This window comes from Ralstonia sp. R-29, assembly GCF_049913345.1.
In the GTDB taxonomy this organism is placed as follows: domain Bacteria; phylum Pseudomonadota; class Gammaproteobacteria; order Burkholderiales; family Burkholderiaceae; genus Ralstonia.
The window spans coordinates 1,286,398-1,302,569 of the sequence record NZ_CP184377.1 but is presented as its reverse complement, the minus strand read 5'-3'; the positions used below and the strand labels follow the sequence as shown (position 1 = coordinate 1,302,569).

Sequence of the window (16,172 nt, the reverse complement as noted above, 5' to 3'; positions counted from 1 at the left end):
TTGCGTTGCTACCCCTGCATTGCCGCTTGCACCTGCGCCAGCGCGGTCGGGTCTTCAATGGTCGTCAAATCGCCCGGATCACGGCCTTCGGCCACGGCCTGCATCGCGCGGCGCAGCAGCTTGCCCGAGCGCGTCTTGGGCAGCGCATTGACGAAAAACACGCGTGACGGCCGCGCCACGGCTCCCAATTGCGCCTCCACCGTGCGCATCAGTTCGCCTTCCAGCGTCAGCCGATCTGCAGGCTCAGCGACTCGCGACGCGTCGCGCACGATGGCAAACCCCATCGCCACCTGCCCCTTGAGTTGGTCCGCCACGCCAACCACCGCCACCTCCGCGATGGCCGGATGCGACGAGAGGCTCTCTTCGATCTCGCGCGTGCCCAGGCGATGGCCGGCGACGTTGATGACGTCGTCCGTGCGGCCGAGGATGGTGACGTAGCCCTCCTCATCGCGCACACCCCAATCGAAGCTGGAATAGATGTGCCGGCCGGGGAACGCGGACCAGTACGTTTTCAGGAAACGCGCGTCGTCGCCCCAGACCGTTGTCATGCAGCCCGGCGGCAACGGCGCGGCGACCGCAAGCAGACCCTTCTCGCCGGGGGCGCAGGGTTCGCCGGTCGCTTCATCCAGGATGTCGAGCTTGTAGCCATACACCGGAAACCCGGGCGAGCCGAGCTTTTGCGTGGAGGGCTCGACGCCCTGCGGAATCGCCAGCATCGGCCAGCCGGTTTCCGTCTGCCAGTAGTTGTCGACGATCGGCTTGTGCACGGCTTCACCGATCCAGCTTGCGGTTGGCTCGTCCAGCGGCTCGCCGGCCAGGAACAGGCGACGCAAGCTGGACAGATCATGCCGCTGCAGCAGCGCCGGATCTTGCTTCTTGAGCACGCGAATGGCCGTGGGCGCGGTGAACATCACGTTCACGCGGTATTGCTCGACGATGCGCCACCAGATCGCACCATCGGGCCGGATGGGCGTGCCTTCATACATGACGGTCGTCAGGCCGGCGAGCAGCGGCGCGTAGACGATGTAGCTGTGCCCCACGACCCAACCGACGTCCGATGCGGTGAACATCGTGTCGCCGGCCTGCGCGCCAAAGATGAGCGGGATGGACGCCGCCAACGCCGCGGCATAGCCGCCGGTATCGCGCTGCACGCCTTTCGGTTTGCCGGTCGTGCCCGAGGTGTAGAGGATGTACGACGGCTCGCTCGATTCCATCCATTCGCAAGGCGCGTCTGCGTCGGCATGCTGCGCAGCGAGCGTGGCGTAATCGACATCACGCGGGTGATGCTGCATGGGCGCGAGCTTGCGATTGACCAGCAGCACACGCTCGGGCTTGTGCGCGGCAAGGTCGATGGCAGCATCGAGCAGCGGCTTGTACTCCACCACCTTGCCCGCACGCGAACCCGCATCGGCACTGACGATCACGCGCGGCGTGGCATCGTCGATGCGCGTGGCGAGGCTATTGGACGCGAAACCGCCGAACACAACCGAGTGAATCGCGCCGATGCGTGCGCACGCCAGCATGGCAAAGGCTGCCTCAGGAATCATCGGCAGGTAGATCAGCACACGGTCGCCGCGCTTGACACCCAGCGCCTGCAGACTGGCCGCCATGCGATTGACCTCGCGATAGAGCTGGCGATACGTGTAAGTGGTCTCGATGCCGGTTTCGGTGGAGACATACACCAGCGCGGGCTGCTCACCGCGCGTGGCAAGGTGCCGGTCAACGGCGTTGTGGCACAGGTTGGTGCGCCCACCCACAAACCAGCGCGCGAACGGCAAGCGCGAATCGTCGAGCACGGCGGAATATGGCGTCTGCCAGTCGATGCGCTGGGCTTGTTCACCCCAAAAGCCGGCAGGGTCGTCAATGGAACGCTGATACAGCGCGCGATACGCGGCGGACATGGGCATGACGTTGTCTCCTGGCCATCGTGTGCGATGGCTCGATCTTGATGTGTCGAATGCGCCAACTTTGAGGCCGCGAACTTACGCAGGTCTTACCCGCCGCCCAAAAGCAAAACGGCGCCCCGCAGGACGCCGTTTTCTCGTACCAATCTCAGTGCTTCTTGCGCTTGGCCGATGTGCTCGCCACTGGCTTTGCCTTGACCACGGGCTTGCCTGCCACCTTGGCCGCCGGCGCACGTGCGGTCGCAAGTGGGGCACGGGCCCCGGCAGCCGACACACGCACCACCCGCGCCTGGCCGCTCCGAGCGCCGCCGCGCGTCTGCGGCAGCATCAGCACGACGTTGTGCCCGCGGGGGATGGCATCACCGGGCAGCTGGTTCCACGCACGAATCTGCGCAACCGACACGCCATAGCGGCGCGACAGACCCGCGACAGTATCGCGCTTGCCCGCACGCACCACCACCTTCCTCAGATCAGGCATGTCGGGCTCAACCGCCATGGTGGCGTTCTCGGCCAGCTCGGGGCTGATGTCGGGGGTGTCCTCCTTGGCGCCATCGGTACGCGGCACCACCACGGTGGAGCCCGCCTTCAGCCGCATGCCCTTCGGAATGCGGTTGATCTCGCGAATAGTGTCCGGGTCGACCTTCAACCGCGCCGCCAAGGCTTCCACACGTTCGCGATTGCCGACCGTCACAGCCGTCCAGCTCGACAGGCCGCCGCGATACGTGTTCAGGTTGTATTGGAACGTTTCCGCGTTGTCGTACGGCAGCAGGATCTGCGGGTTCGACGCGCCCAGAATCACCGGCCGGTTGAACGACGGGTTCAGCGCCTTGAACTCGTCCATCGGCAGATTGGCCAGCTTGGCCGCCAGCGTCACGTCAATATCACGCGAGGTGGTGACGGTGACGAAGTACGGGTGGTTCGGGATGTCCGGCAACGAGACGTTGTAGCGCTCCGGATTGGCGATGATGTTCTTGACCGCCTGGAGCTTGGGCACGTACATGCGCGTCTCGGCGGGCATGTTCAAGTTGACGTAATCCGTCGATAAACCGGCGGCCTGGTTACGGGCAATCGCCCGCGCAACCGAACCTTCGCCCCAGTTGTAGGCGGCCAGCGCGAGTTGCCAGTCGCCAAACTGGTCGTGCAGCTTGGAGAGGTAGTCCAGCGCGGCGTCGGTCGAGGCCAGCACGTCGCGGCGCTCGTCCTGGAAGACGTTCTGCTTGAGGTTGTAGGTTCGGCCAGTGCTCGGGATGAACTGCCACATCCCGGCCGCCTTGGCGCTCGACACTGCCTGGGGGTTGAACGCGCTTTCCACGAACGGCAGCAGGGCCAGTTCGGTGGGCATGTTGCGCCGCTCCAGCTCTTCAACAATGTGATACAGGTACCGGTTCGAGCGGTCCACCATGCGGCGGAACGCTTCCGGGCGCTGCGCATACCAGTCGGTACGCTCATCCACGGCCGAGCTTTGCAGATCGGGCATGGAGAAACCCTGGCGAATGCGCGCCCAGAGATCCTTGGCAGGCCCTTTCAGGGACGCCACAGGCTGCTGGTCAACATTGACGACCGGCGCATTTTGGCTGGTCGCAGAGGCAGAGGCGTTTGTGCTGGCGGTGTCGGCGTTCGGCGCGGGAGCCGTAGCACAGGCCGCGAGAAGCAGACTGAGCACAGATGCCGCAAGAAGTCGCACGGATCGCATCAAGTTCTGAGGGGTTGGGGCTAAAAATTGCCCCCGATAGTATGGAAGGCATCCAGCCGCGTCAACCCGCGTTCACCCGGCGCTTGCCGGGGCAAAGGCGTCACGGCGCGCCACTCCACACCCCGCGCGCCCAGCGGGCTCAACGAAAACCGTTCTTCCACTCACGCAAAGCAGCGAATACCGCGACCGGGTCCGCCGCATCGATACCAGCGTGATCGGCCACGGCCTGAATCACTTCGGGCTCGTCCGATCGCATGAATGGGTTGGTCGCACGCTCGTGGCCCACGGTGGTGGGCACCGTGGAGCGCCCTTCCGCCCGCAGCGCCGCTACTTCATCCTCCCACACGGCGAGCGCGGCGTTGCCGGGTTCGACGGCGCGCGCAAAGCGGACATTCGATGCAGTGTATTCATGCGCACAGTAAGCACGTGTATCGGGCGCCAAGGCGGCCAACTTTGCCAGCGACGTGCGCATCTGCGCGGGCGTGCCCTCGAAGAGGCGGCCGCAGCCGGTGGCAAAGAGTGTGTCGCCGCAGAACAGGCTTTCGGGAGCGCCGTCTCCTTGCAGGTGGCCAACGTAGGCAACGTGCCCGCTGGTATGGCCAGGGACGTCGATGACGCGGAACGTGGCCGCCGGCTGTGCGAGCGTCACAACATCGCCTTCGCGCACCGCCTGTGTCCGGCATGGAATCGACTCGCCGGCCGGGCCGATCACCAGCAGGGGGGCACCCTCGGGATTCTCCGGATACGCCGCAACGAGTTCCGCCACCCCGCCGACGTGATCCGCATGATGATGTGTGATTACAATGGCACCGAGCGCAAGCCCGCGCGCCTTCAGGAAGCGCAGGACCGGTTCCGCATCACCTGGGTCGACGACCGCAGCCACACGGCCATCGTGAAGTGCCCAAATATAATTGTCGGAAAACGCAGCGATCGCTTCGACTTCAAGCGCCACACCATGCGGCACACCACTCTGGACCATGTCCGACCCCTCTAACGATCGTCGCATTATAGATTGGCACCACTGGCTCGCTTCGCCGCCCGGGCAATACGTCCTGCGGTGGGAGCAGGCGCAGTTCGACCGCACCGTGGCCGACATGTTTGGCTTTCACGCGCTGCAACTTGGCCACCCCGGTTTTGGCGCGCTGCGTGAAAACCGCATTCCGCTGATTGCCCGTGTGGTGGACGATATCGACCCCACCGCCCCGACCGAAACGCTGGATTCGATGGACGGCAACCCGGCCGAGCCCGCCGATGCTGCCGAAGGGGAATCCGACCCCAATACCCCGCTGCGCCAGGCCAAGCCCCGCGTCATCTGCCGTTACGACGAACTGCCCTTTGCCTCCCAAAGCATCGACCTCGTCGCTCTGCCCCATGTGCTCGAATTTACCGACGACCCGCACGAAGTGCTGCGCGAGGTCGCGCGCGTGCTGATGCCCGAAGGGAGGCTCGTCATTACCGGTTTCAACCCGCTGAGCCTGTGGGGCGTGCGGCAAGGCATGCGCCGCCTGGGTACCGAATCGTTCCTGCCCGCGCAGAGCCAGATGATCGCGTTCACGCGCCTGAAAGACTGGCTCAAGCTGCTCGGATTTGATATTGTGCGCGGCCGTTTCGGCTGCTACTGCCCACCCAATCGCACCGACAAATGGTTGCAGCGCACGGCCTTCATGGAGAAAGCCGGCGACCGCTGGTGGCCGATCTTCGGCGCGGTCTACATGCTGCAGGCAGTCAAGCGCGTGCGCGGCATGCGACTGGTCGGGCCGGCATGGAAGACGCGCAAGGCATCCGCCCTGGTGCCGGCCGGTACGCCGGTTGCCACGCCCTCCGGCTCGCATTCGACCAAGACACCACCAGCAGCCGCGCGCGATGGCCAATCGGGCGCCTGACGCCTGAGCGCAGCGTCCTCGCTGACCCCTCACTCACCTTTTACCAATCGTTTTCATGCAGGAAGTCACCGTCTATTCCGATGGCGCATGCAAGGGCAACCCTGGCCTTGGCGGCTGGGGCACCGTGCTCGTCTCTGGCAGCCACGAGAAAGAACTCTTTGGCGGTGAAGCCGTCACCACCAACAACCGCATGGAGCTGATGGCCGTGATCGAGGCCTTCCGTGCACTCAAGCGGCCGTGCCGGGTGAAGGTCTATACCGATTCGCAGTACGTGCAAAAAGGTATCAGCGAATGGCTGGCCGGCTGGAAGGCGCGCGGGTGGAAAACCGCCGACAAGAAGCCTGTGAAGAACGACGACCTGTGGCGCACGCTCGACGAACTCGTTGTCGGCCACGACGTGAGCTGGCACTGGGTGAAGGGCCATGCCGGCCACCCCGGCAACGAGCGCGCCGATGCGCTGGCCAACAAGGGCGTCGAAATGGCGCGCAAGGCCACGCAGGCCGGCGCCTGACGCCCTCCCTCCCCTTGCCGATCTACGACGGGTCCGTGCAACGCTGTGCCGGTACCCTCGGTGCGCCCGGCGCGGTCGTTGTCAGGAACTGCGGCACGCCATCGCGGGCATAAATCAACCGCAGCGGGCCGCGCTTGCCTAACCCATCATCGACATCCGCCTGTAGCCAACCGGTCTGACCCCATGGGCCACCGCCCACACTGCGCTTGATGAGCAAGGCCGGGCGGTTGGCGCCATCAGGCCAATCAACCTTGCCTTCAGGGTCGTAGCGATTGGGCAGGCGGCCGTACATGGTGAGCGTGTTCAGCGTCTCGGCCAGGTAGGCCACCCCTTGCGGCGTCAGGCGCGGCAAGGCTTGCTTGGCGAGTTCTGCGTTCAGTCGCTCGGCTTCCGCTGTGCAGGTGGGCGGCGCATCCGCCGCACGTGCATACGAAACACCAATGGCGACAGCGGTGGCGATGGCCCAGATCAACAGCCCACGCAAACGACGCGACGGTACGGTGGGGATGGCGGGCAGCGGTTCGGTACGCATGGCAGATCTCCTCGGTGGTGTGAAGGTCAGGACAGAAACAACTTGCGTTCGGCCTGGCGGCGCTTGGTCAGGCCCTTGAGCGGCTTGCCGCCGGCCTTGTCCCACAGCAAGAACTGGTCGGCCGCGCCGGCGTAGTCACCCGCGTTGAGCTTGCGCAGCAGCGTCGATGAGCGCAGCCGCCCCGCCCCCAGGTTGAAGACAAACGACGCCAGCGCATCGAACTGCCCCTGTGTGATCGACACGCGCACCGCCTTGGCAATGCCCTGCTCGGTGTCGGCCAAATCCTTGCGCAGCAGTGCTTCCGCCTGCTGCTGTGAGATCGGGCCTTTGAAGGTTTCGCCCGGGCGGATCAGGTGGCCGTAGCCGATGGTCGGTTTGCCGACCGCATCCAGATACGTCGACAAGCGCAGGCCTTCCGATTCCTTGATCAGCGCGAGACCTTGCTCGCCAGTGGTGCGCGGGTTGTGCTCAGTGCTCATTGCTCTGCTCCTGGAGGTTGCTGGGCGGTGTTGGGGGTGGCATCGGGCGTGGCGCCGGAAGCGGGCTGGACGGGTCGCGGCAGCAGCCGGTTCGTGTATTCGTCAATCAGCCGCATCACTGCCTCGGGTGGCTGCAGCGCGGTGAACTTCATCTCGATGTCGATGTGCTCGCTGTCGCGGCCGCGCATGTCACCAGCCCCTCGGCTCGAATGCGGCGCCAGCGAGACGTAGAACCGGCCGACACCGCCCGCGCCCTGACCTTGTGCGGGGAGGGTCTCGGCGATGTCGCTGCGCACGGTCATGTTCACGGTCATCTCGTCGAGCGCGAGGCCACGCGGCATCGCAAATGACACCAGCGGCAGCGCCAGTCGATGCTGGCTGTCGAGGGCGAGTTCCACTTCGCGGGCGACCAGCGTGCCGTTTTCGTCGGCATCGAAAAACTGGTCGAGCAGCGCGGTGTACTGCTGCGCCAGCATCTGGTTGGCCGACGACGCTGCGTGCTGCATGCCGCGCGTGATGTCATCGAGCGTCAGGCCGTTGAGGCCTGGATGACCGTGGTTGCCACTGCCCCCGCCGGCACCACCATCGCCACTGGGCGGCGGGGAAATAGGCGGCAACGGAGGCGATGCCTCGGCAGCGGGCGCGTCGGGCGGCGTGCTGTGGAATGGCGTGGGGGCAAACGGCGGCGCAGGTGGTGTGTCTGCGGGCGCTGACGACGCACGATCGTCATCACGCCGGCGGCGGCTGAAGAGTTTGAACATGGTGTCGGGTCGGTCGGATTGATCGAGTCAATCGGTGGCGCGCGGCATGCGTGCGCCCGTCACGACGCCAGCCGTGGGGAGGCCGGCCGGCGTCCATTGCCAAAGTGGCTTAGCCTCCAGCGGCCGGCGCCGGGGCCGGTGCGTTGCCGCCCGCGGGCACTTTTTCGCCGACCATCGTGCCGTCGGTCGGCGTGGCCGGCAGCGGCTTGACGTCGTTCTCCTTGCCCTTCACGACCACCGGCTTGGTCGCGGCGTCGGTCAGGAACTCCATCACGCGCATCAGCGCTTCGGGTGGGTTCTGCCGCTTGACCTGGGTGTGGAAGGAGTACTTGGCACGCGTGTCGGTGCTGCGCGTCTGCTCCGACTTGTGCGAGGCGCGGCCCGACACCGACACGCTGAACGGACCCCAGCCCAGCTTGGCCTGGAACGAACCCTCTGCCTCCGTGCTGGACGACGATTTCTCCGATTGCGAAATCTCCAGCTCGAAGTCGATCGTGCCTTCCTCGATGGCAATCACCGGATGCACCACCGCGCACAGCAGCGGAATGCGCATCGTCTTCTGGATCGTGCCCTGCGATACCCCCTTCTCATCGACAATGGTTTCGTCGTAGTCAAATTGCACCGCAACGGCCTTGCCGTTCTGAATACACACCTGCAGCAAAAAATCTGCATAAGATTTTGCCGCCGAGGTTTGCGCTGCAATCATCGCCTGCAGCGGCGCAGAGATCATCTTGTCGATCGGCAGGGCATTGATAACCGACCCGATAAGTCCGTTGTCCATTTAAAACTCCTTACTTTGAATTAATTGGACGCACAGGGCTGTGCGCCGGAATTCAAGGTAAGCGCTTTGAGCACCGGATTCGACGCCCCAGAAGTCCCGATCAAGGCACCAGAACGGTGGCCCTAGCACCAGCCAACGCCTGCCCCATGACTTTCGGCACGGCACTTCCGTTTCAATGCACCCGGATCATCTACGCCCTACAAAACAATCGGTTTCGCTTGAAAACAATTAACCGAAGCACGAGGGGTCGATGAATATTCTGGTAATCGATAGCTTGCCGCTTTTTGCAGCAGGCGTGTCTAATGTATTGAATGCTCTTGATGCGCATGGCGTATTTATCGATACGCACTATTGCGTGCCCATTGGGCCAGCCTGCAGAGAGGCTGAGCCCAGCGCCGTCGTCATGGAATGGAGCGCACAGGATGACGGCGCACGGCAACGTTTGTCAGAGCTGAAAGCGATGCTGCCGGAAGTGCCGATCCTACTGACGGTGCCAGCCATTGGCCGTCACGTGGTGGGTGACGCGCTGCGGTTTGGCGCAGCCGGCGTGGTCGACCGCCAAGCCACCGCTGCCGTGTTGCTCGAAGCCTTGCAGCGCATCACCTCGGGCGCGGTCTACCTGCCACCCATCAGCAACCTCGCGCTCGACGACGCAGGGCAGCGCATCGGGGAAAGCCCGGCAGAGGTATGGCAGCGACTCACACCGCGCCAGCATGAAGTGCTGCAACTGCTTGCAGAAGGCAAGTCCAACAAGCAGATCTGCCGCGTGCTCAATGTGGCCGAGGGCACCATCAAGAACCACCTGTATGCGCTGTTCCGGCAAATCGGCGTGAGCAACCGCACAGAAGCAGCGCTCTGGCTATCGCGGTGCAAGGCCGGCATGGCGCGCCTGCAGCTGTGCACGATGTAACACTGTGCCCAGCGCACCCTCGGGGGCATCCGCGACAGAGTGGCTCGCCGCAGGATGCCCCCTTTGGCGTCGCACTTCATACGTAGCGCAACGGAAGTCTCCACCGACGTGGTCGAGCGCGCCGCATTCATCGTCTGGTACTCCTCCTCTCCGTCGGGTTGAGGAACATGCAGGCTTCGTGCGCAGCAATGCGCTCTCTGATCGTGTTCGCACGGCGCGGCGCGAACCATGGAGCAATGGACAGGGTTCGACGGCCCAGGCGATGTGTTTGACGGGCCACCCTGGACAGAGATGACATTGCACGTGATCAACCATGCAGCGCGACACCCGATTTAACGCATTGCATTCGCGTGGCCGCGCCATACACTGAGTGCGAGGCGGCGCGCGGTGCATCGCCGTTTTTTCATGGAGGTCGGCCATGAAAACCATCGAGTTTCACACGGGTGCGCCACGCTACTGCGCGGCAGATCTCACGCTCACGTGCACGGCCAGCGTCGATGGCTCCTTCGCCTGCTACGCCGTGACCGCAGAAGCGCTGGAAGAACATTTCGGCGCGCGCTCCTGGCGGCAGGAAGATCTGCTGCAGGCAATGGAATCGCATCGCGGCACCATCGAAGACATGGCTCGCTCACTGTTCAAGCTGACCGACTCACACAACATCGTCTTGCGCAGCGGACATTTCCGCTTCGGCATGTAAACCTGCATCTGTAGATCAGGCGTTGCCTGCGAGCGGCGCCGGCCGGCACGTTCGCGCGCACCACAGCAGCGGGCGGCCAAGGGAACGAGGGGACGGGGGACACCGGGGCACCATGCGGGACAACATCGGCTGGGCCTCGCCACCACATCCTTTGGAGGCTCACCGTGGAAGCACGCATCGATCTCTCTCTCGAAGTCTTTCGCACGCAGTTGCAGACTGCCCTGCACATTCTGACCACGCTGGAAGAAACCCAGGAGCGCCTGCTCAAGATCACGCTCAAGAGCGTGGAAGACGCCGAGCGGCGCGCCTTGCAGGCTTGCGCATCCGTTGCCGAGGCCAATTCATGGGAAGACTTGGCCACCCTGCCCGCCACACTGCTGCAAACCCGCATGGAGCAAAACGGCCGCCTGTTCCAGACCATGCTGAACCTGCTTAACGAACAGCATCAGGCCCTGCTGCAAGAGGGCACGACCTCGGTCGACGCCTGGCGCACGCTGGCCACACACTGGGGCAACGAACCCATGATCGCGCCGGTGCGCGCGCTGTTCGGGGGTTTCGGCACTGTAGAAACACCGACCATGCCGGAAACGCGACCCTCGGCGCCGTCGGCATCGGACAAAAAGAAAGCCAACGTCAAAGCTGGCCTTCCGGTTTCCGACTCAACCAGCCCGGGCGTTGAACCGGCGGCCCCTGCGGTTTGACGATGTGATGCTGAGGCGAACTAGTCCGGCTTGCACTCGTATTTCATTTCGCGCCGCCCGTCTTCGTAGACCACCTCCAGCCGGCACGTAAAGCCCCACAGCCGGACCACGTGCCGCAGCATCTCTTCGTAGTTGGCGCCCAGCGGGCGGCGGGCGCTCTGCTGGTGGCGCAGCGTCAAGGAGCGATCGCCGCCAATGTCGACGTTGGTCACCTGGATGTTCGGCTCAACGTTGGACAGGTCGTACTGGGCTGCGAGCAGTTCGCGGATCATGCGATAGCCGTCATCGTCGTGGATGGCCGTGACGCGCAGCTTGGCATCGCGGTCGTCATCGAGCACGGAGAACAGCTTCAACTCTCGGATCACGCGCGGCGACAGGAACTGCAGCAGGAAGCTTTCGTCCTTGAAGTTGCGCATCGCAAAGTCCAGCGTCTGCTGCCAATCACTTCCGGCAATCTCCGGCGCCCAGCGGTAGTCCTCGTCGGTGGGCGATTCGCAGATACGGCGGATGTCCTGGAACATCAGGAAGCCGAGCGTGTAGGGGTTCAACCCGCTGTAGTAGGGGCTGTGATACGGCGGCTGGTAGATGACGTTGGTGTGCGCCTGGAGCAGCTCCAGCATGAAGGCATCGTTGACGAGCTGCTCGTCGTACAGCTTGTGCAGGATGGTGTAGTGCCAGAACGTGGCCCAGCCTTCGTTCATCACCTTGGTCTGGCGCTGCGGATAGAAGTACTGCGCGATCTTGCGCACGATACGCACGATCTCTCGCTGCCAGGGCTGCAACTTGGGCGCGTTCTTCTCGAAGAAATACAGCAGGTTCTCTTCAGGCTCGGGCGGAAAGGTCGGCTCGGGCTCCGGCAGCTCGTCCACTGTGGTCACCGCGCGCGCGCGATGCGTTGGCAACGTGCGCCACAAGTCGTTGACTTGCGCTTCGAGGTACCGCTCGCGCTCCGCCTGGCGCGCTTGCTCTTCATTGATCGACAGCTTCTTGGGCCGTCGATAGCGATCCACGCCGTAGTTCTGCAGCGCGTGGCAGGAATCGAGCAGCAGTTCCACCTCCTGCTCGCCATAGCGCCGCTCGCATTCCGCTACATAGCTCTTGGCAAAGAGCAGGTAATCGACGATGGCATCCGCGTTCGTCCAGGTGCGGAACAGGTAGTTGCCCTTGAAGAAGGAGTTGTGGCCGTAGCAGGCATGCGCGATGGTCAGCGCCTGCATCGGCATTGTGTTCTCCTCCATCAGATAGGCGATGCAGGGGTTGGAGTTGATGACGATCTCGTAAGCCAGCCCCATCAGCCCACGCTGGTAGCCACGCTCCGATGCAAGAAAGTGCTTGCCGTATGACCAGTGGTTGTAACCCAGCGGCAGACCCGACGACGCGTAGGCATCGAGCATCTGCTCGGCGGTGATGATCTCGATCTGGTTCGGATAGGTGTCCAGGCCGAATTCAGCGGCAATGCGGGCGATGCTTTGGTCGTAGCGCCTGATCAGCTCGAAGGTCCACTCCGAGCCCGTAGATAGGTAGGCCATGCTCGTTCCCGTTCGTCCATCTCACACGTGGCGTGTTCGCCATGGCATGCACTGCCGCCGTGCAGCGACGGTGCACTGGTTGGGGGACGACTCACATCCGCTGATCAGCAATCAAGCGGCGCGCTTCTGAAACAGATCGTGCAGCACCGGGTAAATCTCGTCCGCTTTGAGGATGCGCTGCATCGCGAAGTTGTCGTGCCCAGCCTTCAACGTAAGATACTCTTCCCACAGGTTCTGTGGCTCTGTCGACACCACCTCCACATAGGCGTAGTACTGCGTGACCGGCAGGATCGATTCGCGCAGGATCTTGGCGCAGAGCTCTGAATCGCCCGCCCAGTTGTCACCGTCCGATGCCTGCGCGCAGTAGATGTTCCACTGGCTTGGTGAATAGCGCTCCTGAATCACCTCGGCCATGAGCTTGAGTGCGCTCGACACGACGGTCCCGCCGGATTCGCGCGAGTGGAAAAAATCGTCTTCATCCACTTCTTTCGCCACGGTGTGATGGCGGATGAACACCACGTCGATGCGCTCGTAGTTCCGTTTCAGGAACAGGTACAGCAGCATGAAGAAGCGCTTGGCCAGGTCCTTGCGCGTTTCGTCCATCGAGCCGGACACGTCCATCACGCAGAACATCACCGCCTGCGCCTGCGGGCGTTTGCGCTGCACGCGGTTGTTGTAGCGCAGGTCGAGTTTTTCGATAAAGGGCACGCGGTCCAGGCATGAGCGCAGATGACGCATCTCCTTCATCAGTTCCTGCGCGCGCGCGCAGTACGGGCCGTCGTTCTCGAGCACCTCGTTGTATTCGGCCTCGAGCTCGTGCAGGCGCCGTTGGTAAGGACTGGACAGCGCGATACGGCGGCCGAGCGAGCTGCGCATCGTGCGCAAGATCGACAGGTTTGACGGTGTGCCATCGAGCGAGAAGCCCGCGCGCACCTTGCGCACCTCCGCGAGCTTGGCCAGGCTGCGCTTGGCCAAGTCGGGCAATGCCATGTCTTCAAAGAAGAAGTTCAGGAAGTCCTCGCGCGAGAGCGTAAAGATGAAATCATCTTCGCCCTCGCCCGAGTCACTCGCCTGCGAGCCTGATCCGCCGCTGCCCTGCTGCGGCCGGTCAAAGCTGTCACCCCGCACAAACTGGCGGTTGCCGGGGTGGATGCCTTCACGGCGCCCACCCTGGCCATGGTGGAACATGGGCTCGGAGATGTCCTTGACCGGAATGGACACCTGGCCGCTCTGCTCGATGTCCATGATCTTCCGGCCCGACACCGCCTTGGCCACCGCACGGCGGATCTGGTCCCGATAGCGCTTGATGAAGCGCTGCTTGTTGACGGTGCTCTTGCCGCCACCGTTCTCCCGCCGATCGATGATCGTGCCCATGTGACTGCCCTCGGTTGGAAGTTGTACGCGCTCGGCACTCCCTCCTTAGGACGACTTCCTGACACGCAGGTACCACTCCACCAGCAAGCGCACCTGCTTCGGCGTGTAGCCCTTTTCCACCATGCGGTTGACGAAGTTCTCGTGCTTCTCCCGATCGTCGTGCGATGACTTGGCGTTGAACGAGATCACAGGCAGCAGATCCTCCGTGGTCGAGAACATCCGCTTTTCGATCACCATGCGCAGCTTCTCGTAGCTGGTCCAGAGCGGGTTCTTGCCACCGTTCTTGGCCCGCGCACGCAGCACGAAGTTGACGATCTCGTTGCGGAAATCCTTCGGGTTGGAGATACCCGCCGGCTTTTCTACCTTTTCCAGTTCGTCGTTCAATGCGCTGCGATCGAGAATCTCGCCGGTGTTCGGATCACGGTATTCCTGATCCTGGATCCACAGATCAGCAAACACCACGTAGCGGTCGAAAATGTTCTGCCCGTACTCCGAATACGACTCCAGATAGGCGGTCTGGATCTCCTTGCCGATGAACTCCACATAAGGCGCCGTCAGATACTCCTTGATGTAGGACATCAGCTTGGATTCCGTCTCGGGCGGAAACTGCTCGCGCTCGATCTGTTGCTCAAGCACATACAACAGGTGCACCGGGTTGGCCGCGACCTCCGTGCCATCAAAGTTGAATACCTTCGACAGCACCTTGAACGCAAAGCGCGTCGACAAACCCGTCATGCCTTCGTCGATGCCGGCAAAGTCGCGGTACTCCTGATACGACTTGGCTTTCGGGTCGACATCCTTGAGGCTCTCGCCGTCGTACACGCGCATCTTCGAGAAGATGTTCGAGTTCTCGGGCTCCTTGATACGCGTGAGCACCGCAAACTGCGCCATCATCTTGAGCGTGCTCGGCGCGCACGGCGCCGCCGCCAGCGAACTGTTGCGCAGCAGCTTGTCGTAGATTTTCACCTCGTCCGACACGCGCAGGCAGTACGGCACCTTGACGATGTAGATACGGTCTAGGAAGGCCTCGTTGTTGCGGTCTGACTTGAAGCTTTGCCACTCCGCCTCGTTCGAGTGCGCCAGGATCACGCCATCGAACGGGATTGCGCCAAAGCCCTCGGTGCCCTTGTAGTTGCCCTCCTGTGTAGCCGTCAGCAACGGGTGCAAGACCTTGATCGGCGCCTTGAACATCTCGACGAATTCAAGCAGCCCGCGGTTGGCCAGGCACAGCCCGCCGGAATACGAATACGCGTCCGGATCGTCCTGCGGATAGTCCTCCAGCTTGCGAATGTCGACCTTGCCGACCAGCGACGAAATGTCCTGATTGTTTTCGTCGCCCGGCTCTGTCTTGGAAATCGCAATCTGCGACAGCACCGAAGGGTGCAGCTTCACCACGCGGAAGCGCGTGATGTCGCCATTGAACTCATGCAACCGTTTCACCGCCCACGGTGACGCAATCGTGTTCAGATAGCGCTTCGGAATACCGTAGTCCTCTTCGAGGATCTTGCCGTCTTCCTCGGGCGAGAACAGCCCGAGCGGGGACTCGTGAATGGGCGAGCCCTTGAGCGCGTAGATGGGCACCTGCTCCATCAGCGCCTTCAACTTCTCGGCAAGCGAAGATTTGCCACCGCCCGGCGGGCCCAGCAGATAGAGGATCTGTTTGCGTTCCTCAAGACCCTGCGCGGCATGTTTGAAGAAGGAGACGATCTGCTCGATCGTGTCCTCCATGCCGTAGAACTCCCGGAAGGCCGGGTAGATCTTGATGACCTTGTTGAAGAACAGCCGAGACAGGCGTGGATCGTGATGCGTATCCACCAGTTCGGGCTGACCGATCGCAGCAAGCATGCGCTCCGCGGCGGTCGCATAGGCGGTCGAGTCCTTCTTGCAGATATCCAGATACTCCTGGATGCTGTACTCGTCCTCTTTGCGAGCCTCAAAACGCGTTGCGTAGTGGCGGAAAATATCCATATCTCCCCCGTAGACGCTTCCTCATCCCAACATGGCTGCCGCAGACGAGGCTAGTTGTGACGTGCATGAAGTGCGGTAGTGATTCCACTGTAGACCAACCAGCCGCCAGCACAAGGGCCAAGAAAAAAAACATCGCCCCTCCAAAACCCGCGTCCGGCGTGCATTAGCGCTCGATACCCCTCAGTGCTAACGATGCCGACGCGGCCGCGCTGACGCTTGCCACGTTTGTCGCTCCCACCCGGCTTTCAATAAACAACGAATCTGCGCTGCAACACAACACCCACGCAACGCCATCGTGCCGATTGCAACACAGCAGAAACCATACCCATGTCGATGCGCTATGCACGCCAGTGTGCGTGCCAGTTGGTGTGTAACCGATCGGTGCGAGTTCCCGCCTGCGTTGAGACACGCAAAAGGAACGGCCGATACCAAAGATGGACGAGGAGACG

The 16,172-nt window shown here is 62.8% G+C and carries 15 protein-coding genes; 5 read left to right on the top strand and 10 right to left on the bottom strand.

Features of this window, described 5'->3' with window-relative positions; translation table 11 throughout:
- Positions 1-8: 8 nt before the first annotated feature.
- The 3 genes from prpE to gloB all read right to left on the bottom strand — a co-directional run bounded on the left by prpE (position 9) and on the right by gloB (position 4,576).
- Positions 9-1,907 carry a propionate--CoA ligase gene (prpE, locus tag ACN9M1_RS06095; RefSeq protein ID WP_426398261.1) on the bottom strand — a complete coding sequence of 633 codons (1,899 nt, stop codon included), beginning with the start codon at positions 1,905-1,907 and terminating at the stop codon, positions 9-11.
- A gap of 145 nt (positions 1,908-2,052) precedes the next feature.
- Positions 2,053-3,597, bottom strand: coding sequence for a transglycosylase SLT domain-containing protein (locus tag ACN9M1_RS06090; RefSeq protein ID WP_426398259.1), 1,545 nt, complete (start codon positions 3,595-3,597; stop codon positions 2,053-2,055).
- 139 nt (positions 3,598-3,736) lie between these two features.
- Complete coding sequence (gene gloB / locus ACN9M1_RS06085; protein WP_426398257.1) at positions 3,737-4,576, bottom strand: hydroxyacylglutathione hydrolase; 840 nt, start codon at positions 4,574-4,576, stop codon at positions 3,737-3,739.
- On the opposite strand from gloB, the gene ACN9M1_RS06080 reads away from it, so the two are divergent.
- The gene (locus ACN9M1_RS06080) at positions 4,575-5,480 is read left to right on the top strand and encodes a class I SAM-dependent methyltransferase (protein WP_426398255.1); all 906 of its coding nucleotides are present in this window, start codon (positions 4,575-4,577) and stop codon (positions 5,478-5,480) included. The two genes, gloB and ACN9M1_RS06080, sit on opposite strands and share 2 nt — an antisense overlap.
- A 55-nt stretch (positions 5,481-5,535) precedes the next feature.
- Complete coding sequence (rnhA, locus tag ACN9M1_RS06075; protein WP_426398254.1) at positions 5,536-5,991, top strand: ribonuclease HI; 456 nt, start codon at positions 5,536-5,538, stop codon at positions 5,989-5,991.
- Positions 5,992-6,013: 22 nt separating this feature from the next.
- Here rnhA and ACN9M1_RS06070 read toward each other — a convergent pair whose 3' ends face one another.
- The 4 genes from ACN9M1_RS06070 to ACN9M1_RS06055 form a co-directional block, all read right to left on the bottom strand.
- Entirely contained in the window at positions 6,014-6,523 is a 510-nt protein-coding gene (locus ACN9M1_RS06070) for a hypothetical protein (protein WP_426398252.1), read from the bottom strand.
- A gap of 26 nt (positions 6,524-6,549) precedes the next feature.
- Positions 6,550-7,002: a lysozyme gene (locus ACN9M1_RS06065; protein WP_426398251.1), complete on the bottom strand. Its 453-nt coding sequence runs from the start codon at positions 7,000-7,002 to the stop codon at positions 6,550-6,552.
- A complete protein-coding gene (locus ACN9M1_RS06060) occupies positions 6,999-7,763 on the bottom strand; it encodes a DUF2589 domain-containing protein (RefSeq protein WP_426398249.1) in 765 nt (254 codons plus the stop codon). The genes ACN9M1_RS06065 and ACN9M1_RS06060 overlap by 4 nt, the downstream gene beginning before the upstream one ends.
- A 109-nt stretch (positions 7,764-7,872) precedes the next feature.
- A complete protein-coding gene (locus ACN9M1_RS06055) occupies positions 7,873-8,544 on the bottom strand; it encodes a DUF2589 domain-containing protein (protein ID WP_426398248.1) in 672 nt (223 codons plus the stop codon).
- Between the two features lie 403 nt (positions 8,545-8,947).
- On the opposite strand from ACN9M1_RS06055, the gene ACN9M1_RS06050 reads away from it, so the two are divergent.
- The 3 genes from ACN9M1_RS06050 to ACN9M1_RS06040 all read left to right on the top strand — a co-directional run bounded on the left by ACN9M1_RS06050 (position 8,948) and on the right by ACN9M1_RS06040 (position 10,852).
- Positions 8,948-9,454, top strand: coding sequence for a LuxR C-terminal-related transcriptional regulator (locus ACN9M1_RS06050; RefSeq protein ID WP_426398246.1), 507 nt, complete (start codon positions 8,948-8,950; stop codon positions 9,452-9,454).
- A 418-nt stretch (positions 9,455-9,872) separates the two neighbouring features.
- A complete protein-coding gene (locus ACN9M1_RS06045) occupies positions 9,873-10,151 on the top strand; it encodes a DUF1488 domain-containing protein (RefSeq protein ID WP_426398245.1) in 279 nt (92 codons plus the stop codon).
- Between the two features lie 164 nt (positions 10,152-10,315).
- Positions 10,316-10,852, top strand: coding sequence for a hypothetical protein (locus ACN9M1_RS06040; RefSeq protein ID WP_426398244.1), 537 nt, complete (start codon positions 10,316-10,318; stop codon positions 10,850-10,852).
- Between the two features lie 20 nt (positions 10,853-10,872).
- On the opposite strand, the gene ACN9M1_RS06035 is transcribed toward ACN9M1_RS06040, so the two are convergent.
- The 3 genes from ACN9M1_RS06035 to ACN9M1_RS06025 form a co-directional block, all read right to left on the bottom strand.
- On the bottom strand, positions 10,873-12,381 hold the full coding sequence (locus ACN9M1_RS06035) for a SpoVR family protein (RefSeq protein WP_426398242.1): 1,509 nt from the start codon (positions 12,379-12,381) through the stop codon (positions 10,873-10,875).
- 111 nt (positions 12,382-12,492) lie between these two features.
- Entirely contained in the window at positions 12,493-13,755 is a 1,263-nt protein-coding gene (locus ACN9M1_RS06030; protein ID WP_426398240.1) for a YeaH/YhbH family protein, read from the bottom strand.
- A gap of 45 nt (positions 13,756-13,800) precedes the next feature.
- Positions 13,801-15,723: a PrkA family serine protein kinase gene (locus ACN9M1_RS06025; RefSeq protein ID WP_426398239.1), complete on the bottom strand. Its 1,923-nt coding sequence runs from the start codon at positions 15,721-15,723 to the stop codon at positions 13,801-13,803.
- Positions 15,724-16,172 lie beyond the last annotated feature (449 nt).

Excerpts from the sequence above, each read along its gene's own strand:
- ACN9M1_RS06060 (WP_426398249.1), bottom strand. The coding sequence starts at position 7,763 with ATGTTCAAACTCTTCAGCCGCCGCCGGCGTGATGACGATCGTGCGTCG.
- ACN9M1_RS06090 (WP_426398259.1), bottom strand. The coding sequence starts at position 3,597 with ATGCGATCCGTGCGACTTCTTGCGGCATCTGTGCTCAGTCTGCTTCTC.
- ACN9M1_RS06025 (WP_426398239.1), bottom strand. The coding sequence starts at position 15,723 with ATGGATATTTTCCGCCACTACGCAACGCGTTTTGAGGCTCGCAAAGAG.
- ACN9M1_RS06030 (WP_426398240.1), bottom strand. The coding sequence starts at position 13,755 with ATGGGCACGATCATCGATCGGCGGGAGAACGGTGGCGGCAAGAGCACC.
- ACN9M1_RS06050 (WP_426398246.1), top strand. The coding sequence starts at position 8,948 with ATGGAATGGAGCGCACAGGATGACGGCGCACGGCAACGTTTGTCAGAG.
- ACN9M1_RS06065 (WP_426398251.1), bottom strand. The coding sequence starts at position 7,002 with ATGAGCACTGAGCACAACCCGCGCACCACTGGCGAGCAAGGTCTCGCG.
- ACN9M1_RS06080 (WP_426398255.1), top strand. The coding sequence starts at position 4,575 with ATGTCCGACCCCTCTAACGATCGTCGCATTATAGATTGGCACCACTGG.
- prpE (WP_426398261.1), bottom strand. The coding sequence starts at position 1,907 with ATGCCCATGTCCGCCGCGTATCGCGCGCTGTATCAGCGTTCCATTGAC.
- gloB (WP_426398257.1), bottom strand. The coding sequence starts at position 4,576 with ATGGTCCAGAGTGGTGTGCCGCATGGTGTGGCGCTTGAAGTCGAAGCG.
- ACN9M1_RS06045 (WP_426398245.1), top strand. The coding sequence starts at position 9,873 with ATGAAAACCATCGAGTTTCACACGGGTGCGCCACGCTACTGCGCGGCA.
- rnhA (WP_426398254.1), top strand. The coding sequence starts at position 5,536 with ATGCAGGAAGTCACCGTCTATTCCGATGGCGCATGCAAGGGCAACCCT.
- ACN9M1_RS06055 (WP_426398248.1), bottom strand. The coding sequence starts at position 8,544 with ATGGACAACGGACTTATCGGGTCGGTTATCAATGCCCTGCCGATCGAC.
- ACN9M1_RS06070 (WP_426398252.1), bottom strand. The coding sequence starts at position 6,523 with ATGCGTACCGAACCGCTGCCCGCCATCCCCACCGTACCGTCGCGTCGT.
- ACN9M1_RS06035 (WP_426398242.1), bottom strand. The coding sequence starts at position 12,381 with ATGGCCTACCTATCTACGGGCTCGGAGTGGACCTTCGAGCTGATCAGG.